Origin of the sequence: Shewanella psychrophila (assembly GCF_002005305.1) — a bacterium.
Lineage (GTDB): Bacteria > Pseudomonadota > Gammaproteobacteria > Enterobacterales > Shewanellaceae > Shewanella > Shewanella psychrophila.
In genome coordinates this window covers 5968310-5989369 of sequence record NZ_CP014782.1, presented here as the reverse complement: position 1 = coordinate 5989369, position 21060 = coordinate 5968310, and the positions used below count along the sequence as shown (strand labels likewise).

Genomic DNA, 21060 nt, shown 5'->3' with positions numbered 1-21060 from the left:
GAGAGTAATTAATGCCATTTTTAACCCAAGTTGAGCAGAGCCTTTTACAAGATGGACTTTCGTTGGATGACCTGCAGGGTTACCTCAAGCTAATCCATCAACATGATGTCGACTTTTCTGATCTCTATTTTCAGGGTAGTCGTCATGAGTCTTGGGTATTAGAAGATGGCATAGTGAAAGAGGGCAGCTTTCATATCGAGAGAGGCGTTGGTGTTCGTGCCATCACAGGTGAGAAAACCGGATTTGCTTATGCCGATGAGATCACGCCTGAAGCACTAACTGCATCGGCTGAGGCGGCTCGTGGTATTGCTGCTCATGGTGAGGAGAGTGCTTCGGTGCAAGCCTGGAAGCGCAGAGAGATGAAGGCCCTGTACCAGAGTGCCGATCCTATTGCGGCGATGGAAGAAGCTAAGAAGATCGAGCTGCTTAAGCAAGCCGATGCTTATATTCGTAGTCTAGATAGCCGTATTATTCAGGTTGTGATCAGTCTGTCGGGTGTACACGAAGAGGTACTTATTGTGGCGAGTGACGGCACTTTAGCTGCTGATATTCGTCCACTGGTTCGTTTCAATTGCAGCGTGATCTTAGAAGATAATGGCAAACGTGAACGCGGTGCCAGTGGTGGCGGTGGACGTCACGATTATCAGGTCTTGATGGAGACTGATGGTGCGGGTCTACCGGTTTGTTTCGATTTCGCTCGTGAAGCGGTAAGACAAGCCTCTGTTAATTTGACAGCTATAGATGCACCCGCTGGCGAAATGCCTGTGATATTAGGCCCTGGTTGGCCTGGTGTATTACTGCATGAAGCGGTTGGCCATGGGTTAGAAGGTGACTTCAATCGTAAGGGCAGTAGTGCATTCAGCGGTAAGGTTGGCCAACAGGTCGCTTCTAAACTGGTTACTGTGGTCGACGATGGAACCATGGTAAACAGGCGTGGATCTTTGAGTATCGATGATGAAGGTGTGCAGACTCAGAAGACTGTGCTGATACAAGATGGGATCTTGAAAGGTTATATGCAAGATAAATTAAATGCACGCCTTATGGGCGAGCAGTCCACGGGTAACGGGCGTCGTGAATCTTATGCACACTTGCCTATGCCGAGAATGACTAACACTTATATGGAAGCAGGCGAGTCGGTTCCGAGTGAAATGATCAAGTCAGTGAAAAATGGCATCTACGCGCCTAATTTCGGTGGTGGTCAGGTGGATATTACTTCCGGTAAGTTTGTATTCTCGGCTTCAGAAGCCTATTTAATTGAAAACGGCGAAGTGACTCAAGCGATTAAAGGCGCCACGCTAATTGGTAATGGTCCGGAAGCCATGGGTCATATTTCAATGGTGGGTAACGACCTGGCACTAGACCAAGGTGTCGGCGTCTGTGGTAAGGATGGCCAGAGTGTTCCAGTAGGCGTTGGTCAGCCAACACTCAAGATAGATAAATTAACCGTTGGCGGCACCGCATAAAATTGGTCTTAGAGTCCAGGTTCGGAGCATAGTACCTGGCAACTTTTATTTAACTTCAATGAATGCTAAGATTGACCAAGGAATTAGAGTAAAAACTCTAGGTTGTGCACGTTAAGGTGCAGGGGAAAGGGGATGAAGTTTTCAAAGCTAGCCTTAGCGTCGTTTTTGGCATTGGGCTCTTTTACTGTACAGGCATCAAATCTAGGCTTCGAACAAGCCTGGAAACAGCTACTTACTGTCAGCGATAAGTTACAGGCCAGCGCACAGGAAGTACGACGTGCCGAGGCTAAGCATGAAGCAGGGAAAGATCTCAATCTTCCCTCTATCAGCCTCAATGGTAGCTATACTAGGCTAGAGAAGCCTATTGAGATGGATCTAAGGGATCTTAATCCTTTGGCATCTATGGATCCAGCTTCGCTTCCTCCTGCACTCGGTGGCGCTTTGGCCGCGATCCCTGGCTCCATGTTTATCACTCCCTTCACCGAGCAAGATATCTTTCGTTCCAGCCTTCAGGCTATGTGGCCCATCTATACCGGTGGCAAGATCACCGCAGCCCAAGGAATTCATGCGGCTCAGGTCGCTGAGAAAGAGCAGCAACTTCAGCTGACCACACGAGACCTCTTCATTCAGCTGGTGGATCGTTATTACGGTGTGTCGGTGAGCCAAGCTATGGCTAGGACTCGAGGTGAGCTTGTTGCCTCTCTTGAAGAGCACGCAGAACATGCGGTCAAACTGGAAGAGCAAGGTCAGATAGCGAAAGTTGAGCGGTTAAATGCTCAGGTGGCATTAGAGAATGCTAAGGTCAATTTTGCCAGCGCCAGGCGTCAGGCCGAAATGGCAGAGATCGCCTTGTCGCGTATGCTACATGAGCGAAAGGTGAATCCAAGCTCTCAGTTGTTTATGTTAAATAATGTCCCATCACTCCCCCGATTAAGTCAACTTACTCTGGCACAGCATCCGGCTTTAAAGCTGCTCGAGGCAAAAGAAGCTCAGGCACAGGGCTTGGTGGATGTTGAGAAAGGCCAGTATCTACCGACGGTTTTTCTCTACGGTAACTACACACTGTATGAAGACGACAGTTTGTTTTCCAAGATGGAGCCGGACTGGATGTTAGGCGTGGGCGTCAAGGTTCCCCTGCTGAGCAGAGATGGACGTAGCGGCAAAGTCGAGGCGGCAAAGAGTGCGTTATTGCAGGCTCGTTATACCAAGGCGCAGACTCAGCAAGATCTTAGTCTGCTGCTCGATCAAAGTTACCGTCAACTGCTACAGGCTCAAGAGGAGGTAGAGTCTCTTGATTTGTCTCTGAGTCTGGCTACAGAAAATAAGCGTCTGCGGGATCTAGCCTTTCGTCAGGGATTATCCACTTCCATCGAGAAAGTAGATGCAGAGCTTAAGCTCACAGGTGTAGAGATGCAGCAACTGGGAGCCAAGTATCGTTATGTTCAGGCTTATGCCCGCTTGATGGCGGTGAGCGGTCAACTGGATGAATTTTTAGGTCGCAGCAGTATTGAGACTAGCGCGATGCAGGAGAGTAAGAATGCAGGCTAATCGTATAATCGCAGTTGTGGCCCTGATAGGTTTAGTGGGTGCATTAGGCTATGGACTTAAACTGGCCTACACCCCGAAAGCAGTCTATCTGCAGGGACAAATAGAAGCGAGAGAATATAATATTTCCTCAAAGGTTCCAGGGCGTGTGGAGCAAGTGTTAGTGAGACGTGGTGATGTGGTCGAGGTTGGCGATTTATTGTTTGCCATCGACAGCCCCGAGCTTAACGCTAAGTTGATGCAGGCCGAAGGTGGCAGAGATGCGGCTCAGGCGATGCAGTTAGAAGCCGATAGCGGCGCCCGTAAACAGCAGGTGATGGCCTCTCGTGAGCAGTGGCAGAAAGCTAAGGCGGGAGCCACATTAGCTAAGACCACTTACAATCGGGTAGAGAACCTGTTTGTCGAAGGGGTTCTGGCCAGACAGAAACGTGATGAAGCCTTTACTCAGTATCAGGCGGCTAAATACACGGAGCAGGCGGCTTTAGCCATGTATCAGATGGCTCAGGAAGGGGCGAGGGTAGAGACCAAGGCAGCCGCGGCAGGTAATGCTCGCATGGCCGAAGGTGCTGTCCATGAGGTCAATGCTATCTTAGCCGATAGCCAGATGCGCGCGCCTAAGTCTGGTGAAATCAGCGAAGTGTTACTGCAACCTGGTGAACTTGCACCTAGCGGCTTTCCTGTGGTCAGCTTGATAGATATGCAAGATGCCTGGGCAGTGTTTCAAGTTAGAGAAGATCAACTTAAGCAGTTCTCTAAAGGACAGAAGTTGATGCTGACTCTGCCGGCTCTCGATCGTGAGGTCGAATTCACAGTGGCCCATATCAGCGTGATGGGTGACTTTGCTACCTGGCGTTCGACTGAGAGTGGCCATGATTTCGACATGCGTACCTTCGAGGTGGAACTGCGCCCTAATTCAGACATTAAAGATTTACGGGTCGGCATGTCGGCGATCTTAACTCGCTAAACCGAGATTATCATGAACAGTTTAGTTGCCCTTATTCGCCGTGAGCTCCATGCACTATGGAATTCGCCATGGCAGCTTGCCCTAGTTAGCTATATTCCTGTCTTGAGCATAATCTGTTTGTGGTGGCTGTTCAGTGCGGGCTTACCGAGACAGCTACCTGTGGCTGTCGTCGATTCGGATCATAGTCAATTGAGCCGTATGCTAACCCGTAAGTTGCAGGCCAATCCCGTCGTTGCTCCACAGAACTTTGTCGACTTACCTTCGGCCGTGACAGCCATGAAACAGTCCGAAGTATATGGAGTCGTGTTACTACCATACGGGCTGCAACGGGAGCTGATGACGGGCCATAGCCCAGTCATAGACGTGCGCTATAACAGTCAGTTTTTGCTGGTGGGTAAACTCTTATCCAGCCAGATCCAACTCACATTAGGCTCGGGGCTTTTAGAGGTCGCAGGTGTTAAGCAACTGCTTCAAGGCGTGCCTAAGTCCCAGGTAGCGTTACATTTGAGCCCTGTGACTAGCCAGACCACGGCACTGTTTAATCGTAATAATAACTATGTAGGTTTCCTAGTGCCACCTGTGTTAGTGGCCCTATGGCAGTTACTGGCCATGTTAATCTTCTCCAACAGCTTGAGCCGAGAGTTAAACCCCGAAGGTAGCTACGCTGCAGATAGTGGCATCTGGCCAAGAATATGGGCCAAGATAGCCGTGTTTACGCCTATTTTATTGTTACATGGTGGTTTTATTCTGGCCTTGTTATACCAGTATTTAGCCCTACCGGTGGCGGGAAGCTTAGCCTTATTGATCTTGGCACAATTTGTGATGCTATTGGCGGTCTGGTTAATGGTATTACTGGTCTTTTTTATCATGAGAGATAGTGCCCGTATGGTAAGTTTCGGTACCGCATTATTCGCGCCTGCTTTTGCATTTATGGGGATAACGTTCCCCGTTCATGAGATGCCTATACTCGCCCAGTGGTGGCGTTTAATTATGCCGTCCAGTCATTATGTGGACTCGCATGTCAGCATTGTCAGCTATGGAGTGGGTTGGGAAACTATCGCCCAACAACTTACTAGCTATTGGGGCTTTCTATGCATAATTCCTGTGCTATTTCTATTGTCTCGCCGCATTGAAAAGAGCATGAATACTGAGTCGAATCAGCAGATGCTAGATCCAGAACTGATGTCAAAAAACTCTGGGGCGGATCTGTGATGAGTAATAAGGTGATGAGCTTTTGGCAACTGGTATCAGCAGAGCTTAAGGCTATAGTGGCAGATAAAGCCATCGCCGTGACCCTGTTTGGTGGTGTGCTGTTTTATTCGGTGTTATACCCACTGCCTTACCTGCATCAGGTGCCGACTGAGCAGCAGTTGGTGGTGGTAGATCTCGATCACTCCTCATTGAGTCGGCGTTTGATCCGTCATGCGGATGCCAGTGCGAAAATAAGTGTCATCGGCCAGGTGACCAGTATCAGTCAGGCACAAAGCTGGATTGAATCAGGCCGCGCCCATGGCCTGCTGGTTATTCCCGAAGGCTTCAGGCGAGATCTCCTATTGGGCAAGGGCGTCACCTTAAGCTACGGTGGTGATGCCAGCTATTTTCTTATCTATTCAGCGGTCGCCGAAGGTCTGGTGACAGCAGGAATGGATGCGGGTAAGCAAGTACAACTCCTTGGCATGTTGGCTAAGGGTGAGGCACCTAAACAAGCAGATTTAAGCCTCAATTCGGTGAAGATTAACAGTGTGCCAGCGTTTAACCCTAGCCTAGGTTATACCCCCTATGTGGTGCCTGGACTCTTCTTGTTGATCTTGCATCAGACCTTACTGATTGGCACCGGAATACTAGGTGCAGGCCAATGGCGTAGAAAGGGTTATTGGCGAGAGATCTCGCCTCTGCAGCTCGTCTGTGGCCGTATCTCGGCATTCATGCTGATCTACCTGTTTTTCAGTAGTTTTTATGTGGGATTCTGTTTTTACTGGTATCAGGTCAGTGTACAGGCAAGTCTTAGTCTGGTGACCCTGTGGATGTTACCGTTTCTCTTGGCGACCAGCGCAGCCGGGATTGCCTTGAGCTGCTTGTTTGTCCGCCGTGACCTACCGACCCAAGTCTTGTTATTGGTTTCCATGCCCATCATGTTTGTCTCTGGTTTTGTCTGGCCATTGGCACTTATTCCTGAGCCTCTGATTTGGCTGTCTCAAGTGGTTCCGGCCGTGCCTGCTATCATGGGGATGCTAGAGCTTAATCAGATGGGGGCGTCTTGGTCTAGTGTCATGCCTAAATGGCTACAACTTTGGGCCTTGTTCGCAATGTTCTTTATGCTGGCTTGGTATGGGGTCACGAGAAGGCTAGAATCAGCAGTTGATGAGACGAACTAGTTCTTAATCAGATGGTCGATGCCTAAAGGTCTAGTGTCATGCCTAAATGGCTACAACTTTGGGCCTTGTTCGCAATGTTCTTTATGCTGGCTTGGTATGGGGTCACGAGAAGGCTAGAATCAGCAGTTGATGAGACGAACTAGTTCTTAATCAGATGGTCGATGCCTAAAGGTCTAGTGTCATGCCTAAATGGCTACAACTTTGGGGGCTTGTTCGCTGTGTTCTTTATGCTGGCTTGGTATGGGGTCACGAGAAGGCTCAAATCAGCAGTTGATGAGAGGAGCTAGTTCGCATAGCCTGAAAACAAAACAAAGCCCATGTAAAAGTTTTACATGGGCTTTGTTTTGTTCGTAGCTGTTAAGGCTTTAAGTACCAGTAAGTGTAATACTTAAACCTTGGCTGGATATTATCTGCTTAGGTGTCGTGATATCGATATTGATGTTACTCGTCTTAGAGGCTTCACCAACACTGGCCGGATCTATGTCATTGGTAATGAGGAAGCTTGTGGTCGTCCCGCCCTCACGAGTGGTATTGGCTACATTGAAAGCATTGAAACTAAGTTGTCCTGAAGTGGCTGTAACCGCTACCTGTGAATCTGCTGGCATGATCTGATAGGCACTGTCATAGAATTGAACTGTAAACTGAGAAGATTGACCCGGCGCGATATCCGCTAAAGGCACAGTAGCATCTGTTTCTCTATCTGAATCATCAGAAATAAGATTGCCATCTTGCCAGATGGTAAAGCTTGCCTGAGAGCCGGACATGGTCATAATCAAAGCTTTACGGATATAGGTTTTATTAGCCTGCTCTGTGCCACAGAGACTACCCTCGCACTGCGGACCATTAAACTTTCCATCGGCCGTCTGGTAACTAGTGCTGGCGCTGGTGTTGAAGAACTTCTCTCCTTCATCATAGGCGAAGTTTTCATTATCATCGCGATAGGCGTCACCTAGATCGCTAAAACCATTAGGCATATAAGCTTCACGACCCATGCCATTACCGGAACACGCTATTGAGCTGTTACTCGAGTCCAGACAAGCATTTACAGGTCCACCGTCAGCATCATCGAAGATATTATTGCCGTTAGTGTCGAAGAAGGTCTCATGGCCGAGTGCATAGGCGAGAACTGTGATCCTATGATTCGGTACTCTAGCGTTAGCCGATGTCCATTCGACGCTACAGCTACCATCGACGGTTAAGCAGTTAGAGACTATCTGTCCACCTTCACTGGTAAAGTTGATTGTGGTGTCATCAGGAGCCGGGTTACCGAAACTGTCTGATGCGTAGGCCGTGATTGTGGCTTTTTCACCATCGAAATCCTCTGCTTCTGGATTAAAGATAGAAGTCGATAAGCTGAAGCCAAGTTGCTGAGGTAGACCTGTATTTACGGTTAATTGCTCAGATTGACTGGTAATTGTCTCACCTGTGTCTGCATCGGTTGCCGAGGCGACCACACGTACAGGTGTAGGCACTGTACCGGATTGCACTCGAACGCTGACTACACCTTCAGAGTTAGTGATGCTTTCTGCCGTGGCGAGTCCGTTGGAGAAGCTCAAGCCGCCCACAAGCGTATCCAGTGAAAAGCTAACAGTTTGTTGTGCGCTAGCTTGTCCGTTTGAACCTGCAACCTTAAATGAGACCAGTGAAGACTCGGTGCTACCAGTGCCGCCTGCCCCCTTGATGCGAATGCTAGTCGGTTCTGCCGAGACGAAGCTAAGGCTAGCGAGCGTTTGACGGGCCAAGGTGAAGGAAAGAGTGGCCGTTAGTGTTTGATTCCCAACGAGTGTAGAGGCAATTACCTGATCGTCTCGTTCACTGTTGCCGCTACAGCTGGTGTCCTGGAAAGTAGAGCCGGCACTGCCTGAAAGTGTGGTAACTGGCGTATCTAGGCTGGCATTATTACTGGTGACACAATCAGAGCTGAAGCTGATTGAAGAGGGAGTCTGTACCCGGGTGATAGTGCCGTCATCTGCTTGGCTGATCAATGTTGCCGTAATGCCGAAGCTACCACCGGCACTGATGATGTATTTACCATCAACAGGAGTGAGAGTCGTTGATAAATTGCCTTCAACGAACTGATTATTACCATCGAAATGACCTAGCTTAAGTGTGCCCTCACCACCGATAGCATCGGCTGATAGCACTTCATATAAACTGTTAGTCTGGTAATTTTGCTCTTGGTAATCTAGGGCAACATTCAGGCTAGCTGCACCAAGGTCACTGGTGTTTGGGGTGTAATTTACTTGAGCGATGCCTGCGGCGTTAGTCAGTGCAGTACTTGGGGCTAAGCTTACGCTGCCAGCAGTAAAGGTGACAAGTTGATTGGCTATGCCTTGGCTCGATGGATCTAAGAACTGTGCCTGTAGTTGTACAGTCTCATCTACCTTGAATTGAGTGACAATCGCCGCTCCACTGATGATGCTGGCGCTGATCTTAGGCGTTTCTTCGCCTGGAGTCGTAGTACTGCTGGTAAATTCGTAGTTTCTGTTAGCAGAAATGATATTGTTTTCGGCTGCTTCCGAATCGAATTGAGCCGTTAAGGTTCCTGCACCTAAGGCTACATCAGGATTACTGAGTATAACTTGCGCTATGCCACTGGAATCTGTCAATTTAGTCGCTGGAGTCAAAGTGCCTAAAGTGGCACTGTAACTGATTAAGCCGCCGCTGCTATTTCTACCACCTTGGGTCAGCTTTGCCACTGCACAGATACTGGCATTACTGGCAAAACTCAAGTCACTGGTTGTTTCGGCGCATTGGCCGTCGACAACGGTTTTATAACTCAGGGAGAGAGCGAACTCTCCAGTGTTTCCACTGTTATCGCCACTGTCATCGGATGGGCCATTACAACCCCCGATAAACAAGAGGGCAAGTAGGTTGAATAGCGCAGCAGGTTTTATCAGTCGCATAAGCAACATCCTTGTGAAACTAAATAGTCGAAAATTTATTGGGCGAATATATCTTTGCTGATATTTTTACACTAGGTTATTCAGCAAGTTCGCTTCGTATATATTTAACTAACTCAATTACTGACTTAGATGCATCATCGGGCTTTTTCGTGAGTTCTTTTTTAGACTGACGTATTAGCTGGCGCAGCTTCTGTCTTTCCAAGTCCGGATACTTTTCGATGAGGACCTGAACAGCACTATCTCCTTCGCTAAGAAGTTGATCTTTTAATTTTTCAGCGACATTCAGCTTAGCGCTTTCGTTGCTGTTTTGGTTCATCATATTTTTTATCTTGAGTTGCAACTCTTCGATGTCTACATAACGCATTAACTTGCCAATAAATTGTAACTGACGACGATAAGCCTCAGTATTTATTTTTATGGTCTTAGTCTTTAATACGTTGTCATATAACTGTTCATCAAGTTCTAATCTGTTGATCTGGGTTTTGCTCAGGGCAACAAGTTTCTTTCCTAGCTCTTGATATACTGCAATTTCACGTTTGGTTTCAGCTCTACTGACATAATCTTCATCATGGTCGAAGGGCTGTTTAAAGTGTTCTGAATCACCGACTACTTTCATATATAAAAATCTCTCTCCTAAACTAAGGTAATAATAACATTTCATTAGAAAATCGCCTATCAGCGAGGCAAGTTATTTAATGTACTTGGGTATTGGGTTTGTTATGCTATCAAGATCCCTGATAACAAAAGAGCAGATTTGTGACGACACCTAGCATTGACATCGAATTGGATTCATTAAAAGACGCTGTATCTATGGCACTCGAGTATGCCAAGCAACTCGGTACATCTGGTGCAGAAGTTGCTATCAGTAAACAACAAGGACTATCCGTATCGACTCGAATGAAAGAGGTTGAAACGGTTGAGTTTAATAAAGATGGCGCGTTAGGTATCACATTGTTTCGTGATGGTTGTAAAGGCAGCTCATCGACCTCAGACTTGAGCCCCGAAGCGATAAAAGAAGCGGTCAAGGCTGCCGATGGTATTGCAAAATTTACCTCATCTGATCCTTACAATGGGCTAGCCGAAGCTGAGTTCATGGCAAAAGATTTTCCTGATTTAGGCTTGTATCATCCTCAGGAAGTCACTCCGGCAGAGTTAATTGAGTTAGCTGCGCGTTCAGAAGAAGCTGCACTGGATGTCGATAGCCGGATTACAAATTCTGATGGTGCCAGCGCAAATGCCCACACAGGTATAAAAGTTTACGGTAATAGCCATGGGTTTTTAAATGGCTATTCCAGCTCGCGTTACAGTCTAAGTTGTGTGGTTATCGGCGAGACTGATGGCAATATGCAGCGTGATTATGATTACACTGTCTCGCGAAAATTAAATGACCTACTTTCACCTGAAGAGGTGGGACGCAAGGCATCGGAGAAGACTTTAGGCCGTCTTGGTGGTCGTAAAATTGCTACCACTGAGCTGCCAGTATTGTTAGCTCCTGAGATTGCTACCGGACTCATGGGTCATCTAGTGGGCGCTATCAGCGGTGGTAGCCTATACCGTAAGTCGAGTTTCTTACTGGACTCTATCGATACCAAGATATTTCCTGATTGGTTTAGCATCGAAGAGCAGCCACATATGCTCGGCGGCTTAGCGAGTGCTAACTATGACAGTGAAGGTGTTGCTACCCAAGAACGCACGATTATTCAGGATGGGGTGCTCTCCACCTATCTGCTAACCAGTTATTCGGCACGTAAATTGGGCCTGAAGAATACCGGGCATGCGGGTGGTATATACAACTGGACACTCGCTCACACAGGACAAACCTTCGATGAACTAGTGAAGGAGATGGGCACGGGCCTTATCGTGACTGAGGTCATGGGCCAAGGAGTTAATGCCGTGACTGGAGACTATTCTCGCGGTGCGGCAGGTTTCTATGTCGAAAACGGTGTGATTCTTTATCCAGTAGAAGAGATAACCATAGCGGGTAACCTCAAAGATATGTATCAGAATATCGTTGCCGTCAGTAAAGATCGCGATTTAAGATCTTCGATCCGTACCGGTGGCATGTTACTTAGCGATATGAAAATAGCGGGTAATTAGGCCTTTGACAGTCCTAGTCCCTAGCTCTAGCAGCTAGGAACTAGGAACTAGGGTTCTTTCCTCCCTTCAGTTTCTCTCCAAAACTCAGCAATACTTTTATGTAGTTGCTTATTGTTCAAGATGCCCACATGGTTTTCATCATAGCCCCTTATCATGTCCGAGCTTTGCTGAGCCTGCTGGTTTAATTGGCTCGATAGGCTAATCACTCCATCGCTACTCTTTTGATTAATAAGTCCGCTGATCTTAAAACCAAAATTTAGTAGATGTGGAGGCATAGCCTCTGTACTGGTAAACAAATCCTCCATAAATTCACTGCTGGGGGCAAGATCCCGCCATGATGGCATAACGACTGGGGCGTAATCGACACCGCTTTGAGCTGAGCTGACACCACCAAAGGGACTGGATATCGAGGTGAAACTGATTATTTCGTTGCAACTTCCAGCCTTAGTACAGATATTAAGATAAGCTTTTGATACTAAGCCTCCCATGCTATGCGCAACTAAGTGAGCCTGTTCAAATTGATACTTGGCTTTAAGAATGTTGACCAGATTATCTAGCCCTTTAGCCACCATGAGCAGGGGGAGCCCTGATGGGTAGTTAAACACCCATATTTGATATTTCTCCTGATTAATTCCAGCAATTAACGGCTCAAAATCCCTGGCTGTCCCGGCCATGCCGTGAACTAAGATAACTGGGATCTTATGAGCATCATAAGATTGCAGAAAGAAGAGTCCCGATTTTCCCTCTTGTAGGTGGGTTACAGGTTGCCACATGCCTAACTTGGCGCTTTCTCTATCAAACTGGCTATCGCTTAGTGAGGTTACCAAGTCAAACTTAGCTTGTGAGATTTTAAGGTTAGTGATCTTTTTCAGTGGCTTGTCGACTAAATTTGGTGGGTAATCTTTTTCGTTGGCATTGAGGCTAACGCTGAGACGATTGTTTGAGTCTGCCTGGCTGAGGCTGACAAGCTCATACTCTTCATTGTTTTGAAATCTTAGATCGCTATTTTTATCGATAAACACAAACAAGTATCGACTCGAGGAGGTGGCTTGTAGCGTGATGTCATTATCGCCGAGCATGACATCGAGGCCATCAATTTTCTCGGCATTGATGTCTTCGAGGAGGACTAAAATTAAGGTATCTGTCTCGGTACGATTACTGACCTGAACTTCATATTGAACGTACTTAAGATTCAATGTTTCTACATCTTTAGCTAAATGACGAAATTGGCTACAAGCTGACAGAAATATCATGGCGAAAGCCAATGCGATAAGGCGGTAAAAATCCATGAGTCACGTTCTCCTTGATAACTTAATGCTGAGTATAACCACAAAAATGAAGCCAAACTAACAAGTTAGTTTCTTATTTCAAAATTACCAGAGCCCTGATTTTTTTAGCATAACTTAATCATTGAATATATGGATAAACAGATATACCATCTGTACATATATTCGTTTTGGCATATATATTATTTTTTACTGAGTGTTCCAGGTATTGCGAACCCGATGTTGTATGTCGAAGAAAAGCTTGAATGGAGTAAGAATGACTGCATTAGAATTTTTTAAACTCTTGTCCGATGAAACCAGACTACTGAGTCTGCTGCTGATCATTGAAGAGAAGGAGCTATGTGTCTGTGAGTTGATGCAAGCATTAGATGAGAGCCAGCCCAAGGTGTCGAGGCACTTGGCACAAATGAGAAAGACAGGTTTGCTCCTAGATAAGCGCCAAGGGCAGTGGGTGTTCTATCGAGTAAACCCTGAGCTGCCAGAATGGATAAATAAGACGCTTGCAGAGATTAGTGTAAACAACAAAGTACTTATTTCAAATAATATCATTAACTTACACAAAATGGGTGACCGCCCAGAACGCGTAAGAACATGCTGTAATTAAGCCGAAAAAATTGAGGAAATAAAAAATGGGATTATTTGAACGCTATCTCAGTGTGTGGGTAGGCCTAGCTATTCTCGCTGGTCTGACTTTGGGAAACCTAATACCGGACGTGTTTGCTCTGGTGGCATCGCTGGAGTATGCCCATGTGAACTTAGTTATTGCGGTACTTATTTGGGTGATGATCTATCCCATGATGGTGCAAATTGATTTCTCATCGATTAAAGATGTCAAAAAGAGCCCACAGGGGCTGATTCTGACCTTAGTCATCAACTGGCTAGTGAAGCCTTTTACCATGGCACTCTTGGCTTGGTTATTTTTCAAGGTACTGTTTGTCGATTGGGTCGACCCGCAAAATGCCACTGAATACATTGCTGGCATGATTTTGCTTGGTGTGGCTCCCTGTACGGCTATGGTGTTTGTCTGGAGTCAGCTTACTAAGGGGGATCCAAACTATACCTTAGTGCAAGTATCGGTAAATGACCTCATCATGGTGGTGGCATTCGCCCCTATCTGTGCATTACTGCTGGGCGTGAGTGATATTCAGGTGCCTTGGGAAACCTTGCTCTCTTCGGTAGTTCTTTATGTGGTGCTGCCCTTGGTTGCCGGTGCATTAACACGTAAAAAATTAGAAGCTGATGGGGATTCTGAGTCCTTAAATAGGTTCGTTGGAAAGCTTAAGCCTTGGTCTATGCTGGGTCTGCTTGGCACTGTAGTGCTGTTATTTGGTTTTCAAGCCCAGACGATTATCCATGAGCCACAGAACATTTTACTTATTGCCATCCCTCTGATGATTCAGACCTATGGCATCTTCTTCATTACTTACTATGTCGCTAAGAAGATGAAGTTGTCTCACAAAATTGCGGCTCCGGCTTGCATGATTGCAACCTCTAACTTCTTCGAGTTAGCTGTCGCCGTGGCTATTTCGTTATTTGGTTTACACTCGGGAGCTGCATTGGCCACGGTTGTTGGTGTCTTGGTCGAAGTACCTGTGATGCTCACTCTGGTGGCGTTCGTGAATAGTCGGCGAGGTAAATATGAGGCCGATACAGGTAACGAAGCGGTCGAAGCATAATATTTACTGAATAGGAGCTAGATCCTAGGGTCTAGCTTAAGATTATTCAGTGTTAATAGACGAGTTAGTCGTTAGTAAGTAGTTGCAGAACAGTAATAGAAGCAATCAAGGAACTGAGTCATGAGTATTAAGATAGGTATCAATGGGTTCGGCCGCATGGGGCGCTTAGCATTAAGAGCCGCTTGGGATTGGGATGACGTCGAGTTTGTGCATATTAACGATCCGGCTGGAGATGCTCATACTTTGGCTCATTTGTTGACGTTCGATTCGGTTCATGGACGCTGGCAACATGAAGTGACAGCAGATGGTTCTGGCGATACTAATTATATATTGATTGGTGATAAGCGTATCCCTACTAGTAGAAATAGTGCCATCGCAGATACTGATTGGTCGGGTTGCGATCTGGTGATCGAGGCCTCTGGCGTGATGAAGACTAAAGCCAAATTGCAGGCTTACCTGGATCAGGGAGTAAAGCGGGTTGTAGTGACTGCACCAGTAAAAGAGGAAGGTGTGCTTAATGTGATCATGGGCGTTAATCATGACCTTTATGATAAAGCGCTGCACCCAATTGTCACAGCAGCCTCTTGTACCACCAACTGTTTAGCGCCCGTGGTAAAAGTGATACATGAGAAAATCGGTATCAAACATGGCTCTATGACTACTATTCATGACATTACCAATACCCAGACCATACTCGATGCGCCCCATAAAGACTTGCGCCGTGCTAGAGCTTGTGGACTGAGCCTTATCCCGACCACGACAGGTTCAGCCACCGCAATTACCCATATATTCCCAGAGCTTAAAGGCAAGCTTAACGGTCACGCGGTGCGTATACCCTTAGCCAACGCTTCGTTGACTGATTGCGTATTCGAGCTTGAGCGTGCCACTACAGTGGATGAAGTCAACGCCCTGTTGAAAGAGGCCGCTGCGGGAGAGCTCAAAGATATCTTAGGCTATGAGGAGCGTCCTCTGGTATCAGTCGATTACAAGACAGATCCACGTTCCAGCATCATAGATGCGCCATCGACCATGGTTGTGAACGACACTCAAGTGAAGTTGTATGTCTGGTATGACAATGAGTGGGGTTATGCGAATCGCACAGCAGAACTTGCGCGAATGGTTGGATTGCAAGATAAAAGCTAAGAAGTTGCGAGTTACGAGACAAATCGAAAAAGCTGCGAGTATCGAGTCAGAGCAAAGATAGTGCGAAAATAGCTTGGTCTTATGTAGCTTAGTTTGTTGAACTTTCTGCTCGAAACTCGAAACTCGAAACTCGAAACTCGAAACTCGAAACTCGAAACTCGAAACTCGAAACTCGAAACTCGAAACTCGAAACTCGAAACTCGAAACTCGAAACTCGAAACTCGAAACTCGAAACTCGAAACTCGAAACTCGAAACTAAGGAACTTATGTTAAGCAGTATCAAAGCTTTACCAGAACCCGTGAGACAATACCTGCTTGTCACAGGTAACTATTGGGCATTTACCTTGACCGATGGTGCCCTGCGGATGCTGGTGGTGCTGCATTTTCATCAACTAGGTTACACACCGCTATCTATTGCCATGCTGTTCCTCTTCTACGAGATTTTTGGCGTGATAACCAATTTAGTTGGCGGCTATCTTGGGGCACGTATCGGGCTTAACAAGACCATGAATATTGGTCTTGGCTTGCAGGTTGCGGCGCTTGCCATGCTGCTGGTGCCAAGTTCCATGCTCACTCTGGTTTGGGTGATGATGGCTCAAGGCATTTCAGGGATCGCCAAAGATCTTAATAAGATGAGTGCCAAGAGCTCAATCAAGATGCTGCTCGTTTCTGAGCAAGCTGTATCTGATGATATTGTTAAAAAGCAGAAACTCTATGGCTGGATTGCTAAGTTAACCGGTTCTAAAAATGCCCTCAAGGGAGCCGGATTCTTTCTTGGTGGTGCCTTGTTGAGTCTGTTTGGCTTTACGCTTGCCATCGCCATCATGGCAATAGCGCTAACCTTAGTCTGGATCCTGAGCTTGTGTAGTCTCAAACGAGATTTGGGTAAAGCCAAGAACAAGCCCAAATTTAGCGAGATATTTTCTAAGAGTCGCAGTATTAATATATTATCGGCGGCGCGCATGTTCCTGTTTGCGGCCAGAGATGTCTGGTTTGTAGTGGCACTGCCACTCTACCTCGGCAGCCAATTTGGCTGGGATCACTATTACGTCGGCGGCTTCCTCGCCCTCTGGGTGATAGCTTATGGTTTTGTGCAGACACAAGCTCCCAAATTGACCTCTAAATCTGATGGCTCAGCGCCAGGAGGAAGAGAGGCTCTGCTATGGGCTTGTGCACTCACTGCCATTCCCGGATTGATAGCGTTAGCCTTGAGCTTTAATCTGAGTCCCCAGCTTAGCTTGTTGGCTGGCTTGATGCTTTTTGGTGCCGTATTCGCGGTTAATTCTTCATTACATAGTTTTTTGATCGTCCATTATGCCAGTGACGACGGCGTCTCTCTGGATGTAGGCTTTTACTATATGGCCAACGCCATGGGGCGTTTAATTGGCACTGTGCTTTCTGGTTATGTGTATCAGGTAGCAGGATTAGAAGCTTGCTTGTGGATCTCATCAGTTATGCTAGGACTGACGGCTTTAATAAGCATTTATCTACCAAAAGATTAGCCGCCTTGGAATGAAGGCTTGGTTACATTATTTATTTAGCGTTAGGCTGAGTTTGTATTTGCTTGGTTATTGGAAGTCGGACCTTCATGGCTAACTATCGCTTGCTGCGGGCTTATATGCAGACACTTCTGCGAAACGCCGTGAATCCATCCTTGGAGTCTCTGCGATGACATCCTTGTCATCGAAGCTCGCAGCCGTATCTACACCGAGTTATTTCTATCTTCGAATACAGCTTTTCTACAGCCTCAGATATTCCTGATGATTCACCTCCACAAGTAGCAAACATGCTTCTTTTGGCGCACTATGGCGATGAGTTTAAAGGATTTTGTGTAAAGTATAATCTTCAATTATTAAAGCAATCTTTAGTAGAGTTTAACTCTGAAGTAGAGTTTGCATGGGCGGCAGTAAATTACGTAAATAAGGCTCATACAATAGATTTGTTGGATGAAATAGGGAATAGCACATTACAATACTTTAAAAGTATCCAATGTAAATATGGGCAATGGAGTTACGAATGCGAAGTGAGGCTCATTGCAACAAAGTTAAGGTTAATGTCTTTTGCTGGCACGGCTATAACTGATATCTATATTGGTGAGAAAATTCCAAAGGAGCAACGAGCTTTACTATCTGGAGTTGTTGAACATAATTTACCGCATACTAAAGTACATATGGTCGTAGCAAATCGAGACGATTATTTTATTGATATTAGAGAAACCCCCAAATGGAAGAGATGAATACTCAGGTGTAAACGCGGCTGTGACCTGCGGCAGCATGGATGCTGCCGCAGAGGCTATAGGGACATACTTGCACCGTGTCACAGAAGTGTTTGCAGTTAAGGTCGCTCCTTAGGCATCATTGCTTTCACGGCATTTGTATATCCTTATACAGCACCCACGGCAGGTGATAGATAACAATAAAGCTATGACATTCATTAATCCCATCAATACCCAATCCAGCCCAATGAACCTAAAAAAGATATGTGAATTAAACTTGTTATCTGACAAGTTCCCACTCCATATCCAAAGAGAAGACTAATTTTATCTGCCAAATTAGAAATGGTTACCGTATTAAGAAGTGTAAAACTATTCACCATTAGTTTCCTCCTTCACCCTTTCCAAACCTTGACTATTCGTTGTACTCTGGGGCGCAATCAAAAATATTAGCCATAGAGCTAAACGTAAAAAACATAAAAATAATCAGCAAGCATTGAAGAGGTTTGAATGGAAGGAATAACTGAATTTGTCAGCATGATCAACGGCTTTGTATGGGGTGTCCCCATGCTGGTAATGATCTTAGGTGTTGGTTTGTTTCTCTCTGTTGGTTTGAAACTTATGCCAATTTTAAAATTGGGAACAGGCTTTAAACTGCTTTGGTCCGGTCGGATCCCTGATAAAGATAAGTCGATGAAAGGGGAGATTAGCCCTTTCAATGCGTTAATGACTTCGCTTTCAGCAACAATTGGTACGGGTAATATTGCCGGTGTTGCTACAGCTATTTTTATTGGTGGTCCGGGCGCGCTATTCTGGATGTGGTGTACGGCACTGGTGGGTATGGCGACTAAGTTTGCCGAGGCTGTACTGGCGGTTAAATACCGTGAAGTAGATGCAAATGGTAACCACATTGGTGGTCCTATGTACTACATCAAGAATGGACTCAGTAGCAAGTGGGCCTGGTTAGGTACTGCATTTGCTTTGTTTGGTTCTTTTGCCGGTTTCGGAATTGGTAACACGGTACAGTCAAACTCGGTAGCCGATGCCCTTAGTAGTAACTTTGGTGTGCCAACTTGGGTTACAGGTATTGTATTGATGTTTTTAGTCGGTGCTGTACTGATGGGCGGCATCAAGCGTATTGCCGATGTGGCGGGTAAGCTGGTACCACTTATGACCCTGTTCTATATCGCTGCGGGTCTTGCTGTATTGGCCGTTAATGCTGCCGCTATCCCTGATGCTATCGCCTTGATTATTCACAGTGCGTTTAATCCGGTTGCGGCTCAAGGTGGCTTCGCCGGTGCAGCGGTATGGGCAGCGATTCGTTTCGGTGTGGCACGAGGCATCTTCTCTAATGAAGCAGGCCTTGGTAGTGCACCGATTGCTCACGCTTCAGCTCAGACTAATAACCCGGTTGCTCAAGGCTTGGTTGCCATGTTGGGTACCTTTATCGATACCTTAATCGTCTGTTCTATCACTGGTTTGGCAATCATAGTATCGGGTGCCTGGACTTCGGGTGAGAATGGCGCGGCATTGACGTCCTTGGCTTTCTCAACGGCGCTGCCTATGGGTAACTACATTGTGGCTATCGCTCTGTCTGTGTTCGCATTCACCACCATCTTAGGTTGGAGTGTATATAGCGAGAAGTGTGTACAGTATCTATTTGGCGTGAAAGCAGTGAAGCCGTTTAGAATTCTATGGATTTTGGTGGTGCCATTAGGTGCGATCAGTTCACTGGATTTCATCTGGTTACTGGCTGATACGCTCAATGCCATGATGGCGATACCTAACCTGATTGCGTTAGCGTTACTCAGTCCGGTCGTGTTTAGCCTGACTCGGGAATACTTTCTCAAGAAGCGCGAAGAAGAGGCTGCTAAAGCTTAATTTATCAAGCCATTTTCGGATGGGAAATTTTGATTGAGACAAGTAATCGAAAACAAAAAAAGCGCCGAGAGGCTAATGCCGGTAAGTTAAGCTTACTGGCATTTTTTATTTCTGGCATATTTCTGTGGTCTGCGCTTGACCGTTCTAGGAAAAGACCGAGTTCGTCGGGGCTCTAAAATCAGGCTTTCAGCCATTTCATAGAAATATTTAAGCTGACGAGGAATTGCACCTGGTGTCGAGTAGGGCAAACCCACTAATAGCCTCAAAATATGAGCCAAAGAACCATTAAAACTCAACTGATAAGGGAGATAATCCCCTTTGAGTTGATGACACATTTTCACCATCTGATAACGCACTAGATTGTAGGTGAGTAAGATCCCCCACAACTCCTGTTTTACAAGCTCTGGCAGTCGACTTCTCAACGTTAAACGATTACCTAGCATGTATTGTTTTTGCTCTCGATAACCTAATTCTATTTCCCATCGATGCACGTATAAGTCAGCTATGTCTGCAACGGGATAACGCATGGGATCTATCATTGATGTCAAAACCGAGTATTCCTTGCCATTAATCTTTCGACTTATCAGCCGAACTTCCAGCTCATAAGGCAGCTCAGGCCATCGTTTTCTGGCATGTGGATTACTTTTTAATTGAACGATTTTATCGTTGCGCCCCAAGCTGCGGAGCACTTCATATTGGACATTTTTTTTCAACGGAATTAGCCAGTGTCGCTCGTTACCTGTGGATTGCCACTGATAAAGTAGCCCTAGAGAATAAAAGCCTCGATCAAACAATGTCAGACTATGATCCGGTGTGGAGTCGATAAGCTTTTCGGCCAAAATCATCTCATTAACGGCGTAATCATCGAAAGCACTGGCGGTAATAAGATGGCTACTCAATTCCATTTGGCAGACCATACGAACTTGAGGATATTGAGTCTCTTTTTGTCGAGAAAAGGCTTCTGCATTATCGGGAGTATCTTCCGCCCGCCAGACTACACCATCGACTCCCAGTAACGTCAGTCCATTCCAGTTTGGATGTAGAGCTTCACGATTCCAGTGAGCTTGAGTGCACTCAAACAGAGCTTTCATTGCCGCTTCACCGAGATTTTTTCGTCGTTGAGTTAATGCGCTCGGAGCAACAAATGGCTTGCCCTCTCTATCAACGATATCGAGCATGTTAATGATGTGAGCCATCGACTTATCATTATAGATAGCCATTCCAATAATAAGCCAAGCCATTGACTCTAGTGTTAATTCACGTTTTCTAATCGTGACTGTTTCAGTTAATGAATACGCTTCCTCTATCAACTCCAGAGGGAGTAAATCTGCGAGGGTTTCAACTTGATGGGGCTTGAGTTGGTTGATCATGTCAAAAGCTTGGGAAACTTGCATAAAAAATCCGAGACCTAGAGATAGGACTCGGATTCTGAAGCATCTAGAAGATCAGTCAACCGATCGATAAATCACTAAATGATCGGCATTACGCCGAGAGGCGCTTTTTTATTGTCTG

Annotated in this window: 16 protein-coding genes; 12 read left to right on the top strand and 4 right to left on the bottom strand. The window is 46.2% G+C overall.

Annotation, left to right across the window (positions count from 1 at the left end):
- The first annotated feature begins 11 nt into the window (after positions 1-11).
- The 5 genes from tldD (at position 12) to sps_RS26215 (ending at position 6347) form a co-directional block, all read left to right on the top strand.
- Positions 12-1463: a metalloprotease TldD gene (gene tldD / locus sps_RS26235; protein ID WP_077755192.1), complete on the top strand. Its 1452-nt coding sequence runs from the start codon at positions 12-14 to the stop codon at positions 1461-1463.
- A 132-nt stretch (positions 1464-1595) separates the two neighbouring features.
- Entirely contained in the window at positions 1596-3011 is a 1416-nt protein-coding gene (locus sps_RS26230; RefSeq protein WP_077755191.1) for a TolC family protein, read from the top strand.
- Positions 3001-3972, top strand: coding sequence for an HlyD family secretion protein (locus sps_RS26225; RefSeq protein WP_077755190.1), 972 nt, complete (start codon positions 3001-3003; stop codon positions 3970-3972). The genes sps_RS26230 and sps_RS26225 overlap by 11 nt, the downstream gene beginning before the upstream one ends.
- 12 nt (positions 3973-3984) lie before the next feature.
- Entirely contained in the window at positions 3985-5184 is a 1200-nt protein-coding gene (locus sps_RS26220; protein WP_077755189.1) for an ABC transporter permease, read from the top strand.
- 14 nt (positions 5185-5198) lie between these two features.
- The gene (locus tag sps_RS26215; RefSeq protein WP_077755878.1) at positions 5199-6347 is read left to right on the top strand and encodes an ABC transporter permease; all 1149 of its coding nucleotides are present in this window, start codon (positions 5199-5201) and stop codon (positions 6345-6347) included.
- Between the two features lie 365 nt (positions 6348-6712).
- Here sps_RS26215 and sps_RS26210 read toward each other — a convergent pair whose 3' ends face one another.
- Together sps_RS26210 and yjgA are read right to left on the bottom strand one after the other, a co-directional pair.
- The gene (locus sps_RS26210) at positions 6713-9253 is read right to left on the bottom strand and encodes an Ig-like domain-containing protein (protein ID WP_149027366.1); all 2541 of its coding nucleotides are present in this window, start codon (positions 9251-9253) and stop codon (positions 6713-6715) included.
- A gap of 76 nt (positions 9254-9329) precedes the next feature.
- Positions 9330-9869 (bottom strand): ribosome biogenesis factor YjgA, encoded by a 540-nt coding sequence (gene yjgA, locus sps_RS26205; RefSeq protein ID WP_077755187.1) that lies wholly within the window; start codon positions 9867-9869, stop codon positions 9330-9332.
- A 140-nt stretch (positions 9870-10009) separates the two neighbouring features.
- On the opposite strand from yjgA, the gene pmbA reads away from it, so the two are divergent.
- On the top strand, positions 10010-11350 hold the full coding sequence (gene pmbA / locus sps_RS26200; protein WP_077755186.1) for a metalloprotease PmbA: 1341 nt from the start codon (positions 10010-10012) through the stop codon (positions 11348-11350).
- Between the two features lie 47 nt (positions 11351-11397).
- Here pmbA and sps_RS26195 read toward each other — a convergent pair whose 3' ends face one another.
- Positions 11398-12639, bottom strand: coding sequence for an alpha/beta fold hydrolase (locus sps_RS26195; protein ID WP_237157956.1), 1242 nt, complete (start codon positions 12637-12639; stop codon positions 11398-11400).
- Between the two features lie 253 nt (positions 12640-12892).
- Between sps_RS26195 and sps_RS26190 the strand changes: the two genes are divergently transcribed.
- The 6 genes from sps_RS26190 to sps_RS26165 all read left to right on the top strand — a co-directional run bounded on the left by sps_RS26190 (position 12893) and on the right by sps_RS26165 (position 19548).
- Positions 12893-13240: a metalloregulator ArsR/SmtB family transcription factor gene (locus sps_RS26190; protein WP_077755185.1), complete on the top strand. Its 348-nt coding sequence runs from the start codon at positions 12893-12895 to the stop codon at positions 13238-13240.
- 25 nt (positions 13241-13265) lie between these two features.
- Positions 13266-14312, top strand: coding sequence for an ACR3 family arsenite efflux transporter (gene arsB / locus sps_RS26185; RefSeq protein ID WP_077755184.1), 1047 nt, complete (start codon positions 13266-13268; stop codon positions 14310-14312).
- A gap of 120 nt (positions 14313-14432) precedes the next feature.
- Positions 14433-15455: an ArsJ-associated glyceraldehyde-3-phosphate dehydrogenase gene (locus sps_RS26180; RefSeq protein WP_077755183.1), complete on the top strand. Its 1023-nt coding sequence runs from the start codon at positions 14433-14435 to the stop codon at positions 15453-15455.
- Positions 15456-15721: 266 nt separating this feature from the next.
- Positions 15722-16957 carry an organoarsenical effux MFS transporter ArsJ gene (gene arsJ, locus sps_RS26175; protein WP_077755182.1) on the top strand — a complete coding sequence of 412 codons (1236 nt, stop codon included), beginning with the start codon at positions 15722-15724 and terminating at the stop codon, positions 16955-16957.
- 284 nt (positions 16958-17241) lie between these two features.
- Complete coding sequence (locus tag sps_RS26170) at positions 17242-17691, top strand: DUF2971 domain-containing protein (RefSeq protein ID WP_077755181.1); 450 nt, start codon at positions 17242-17244, stop codon at positions 17689-17691.
- 486 nt (positions 17692-18177) lie between these two features.
- Positions 18178-19548 (top strand): alanine/glycine:cation symporter family protein, encoded by a 1371-nt coding sequence (locus sps_RS26165; protein ID WP_077755180.1) that lies wholly within the window; start codon positions 18178-18180, stop codon positions 19546-19548.
- 92 nt (positions 19549-19640) lie between these two features.
- Here the strand turns inward: sps_RS26165 and sps_RS26160 are convergent, their stop codons facing one another.
- Positions 19641-20942, bottom strand: a complete 1302-nt coding sequence (locus sps_RS26160; RefSeq protein ID WP_077755179.1) for an IS4 family transposase — start codon at positions 20940-20942, stop codon at positions 19641-19643.
- Positions 20943-21060: the final 118 nt, after the last annotated feature.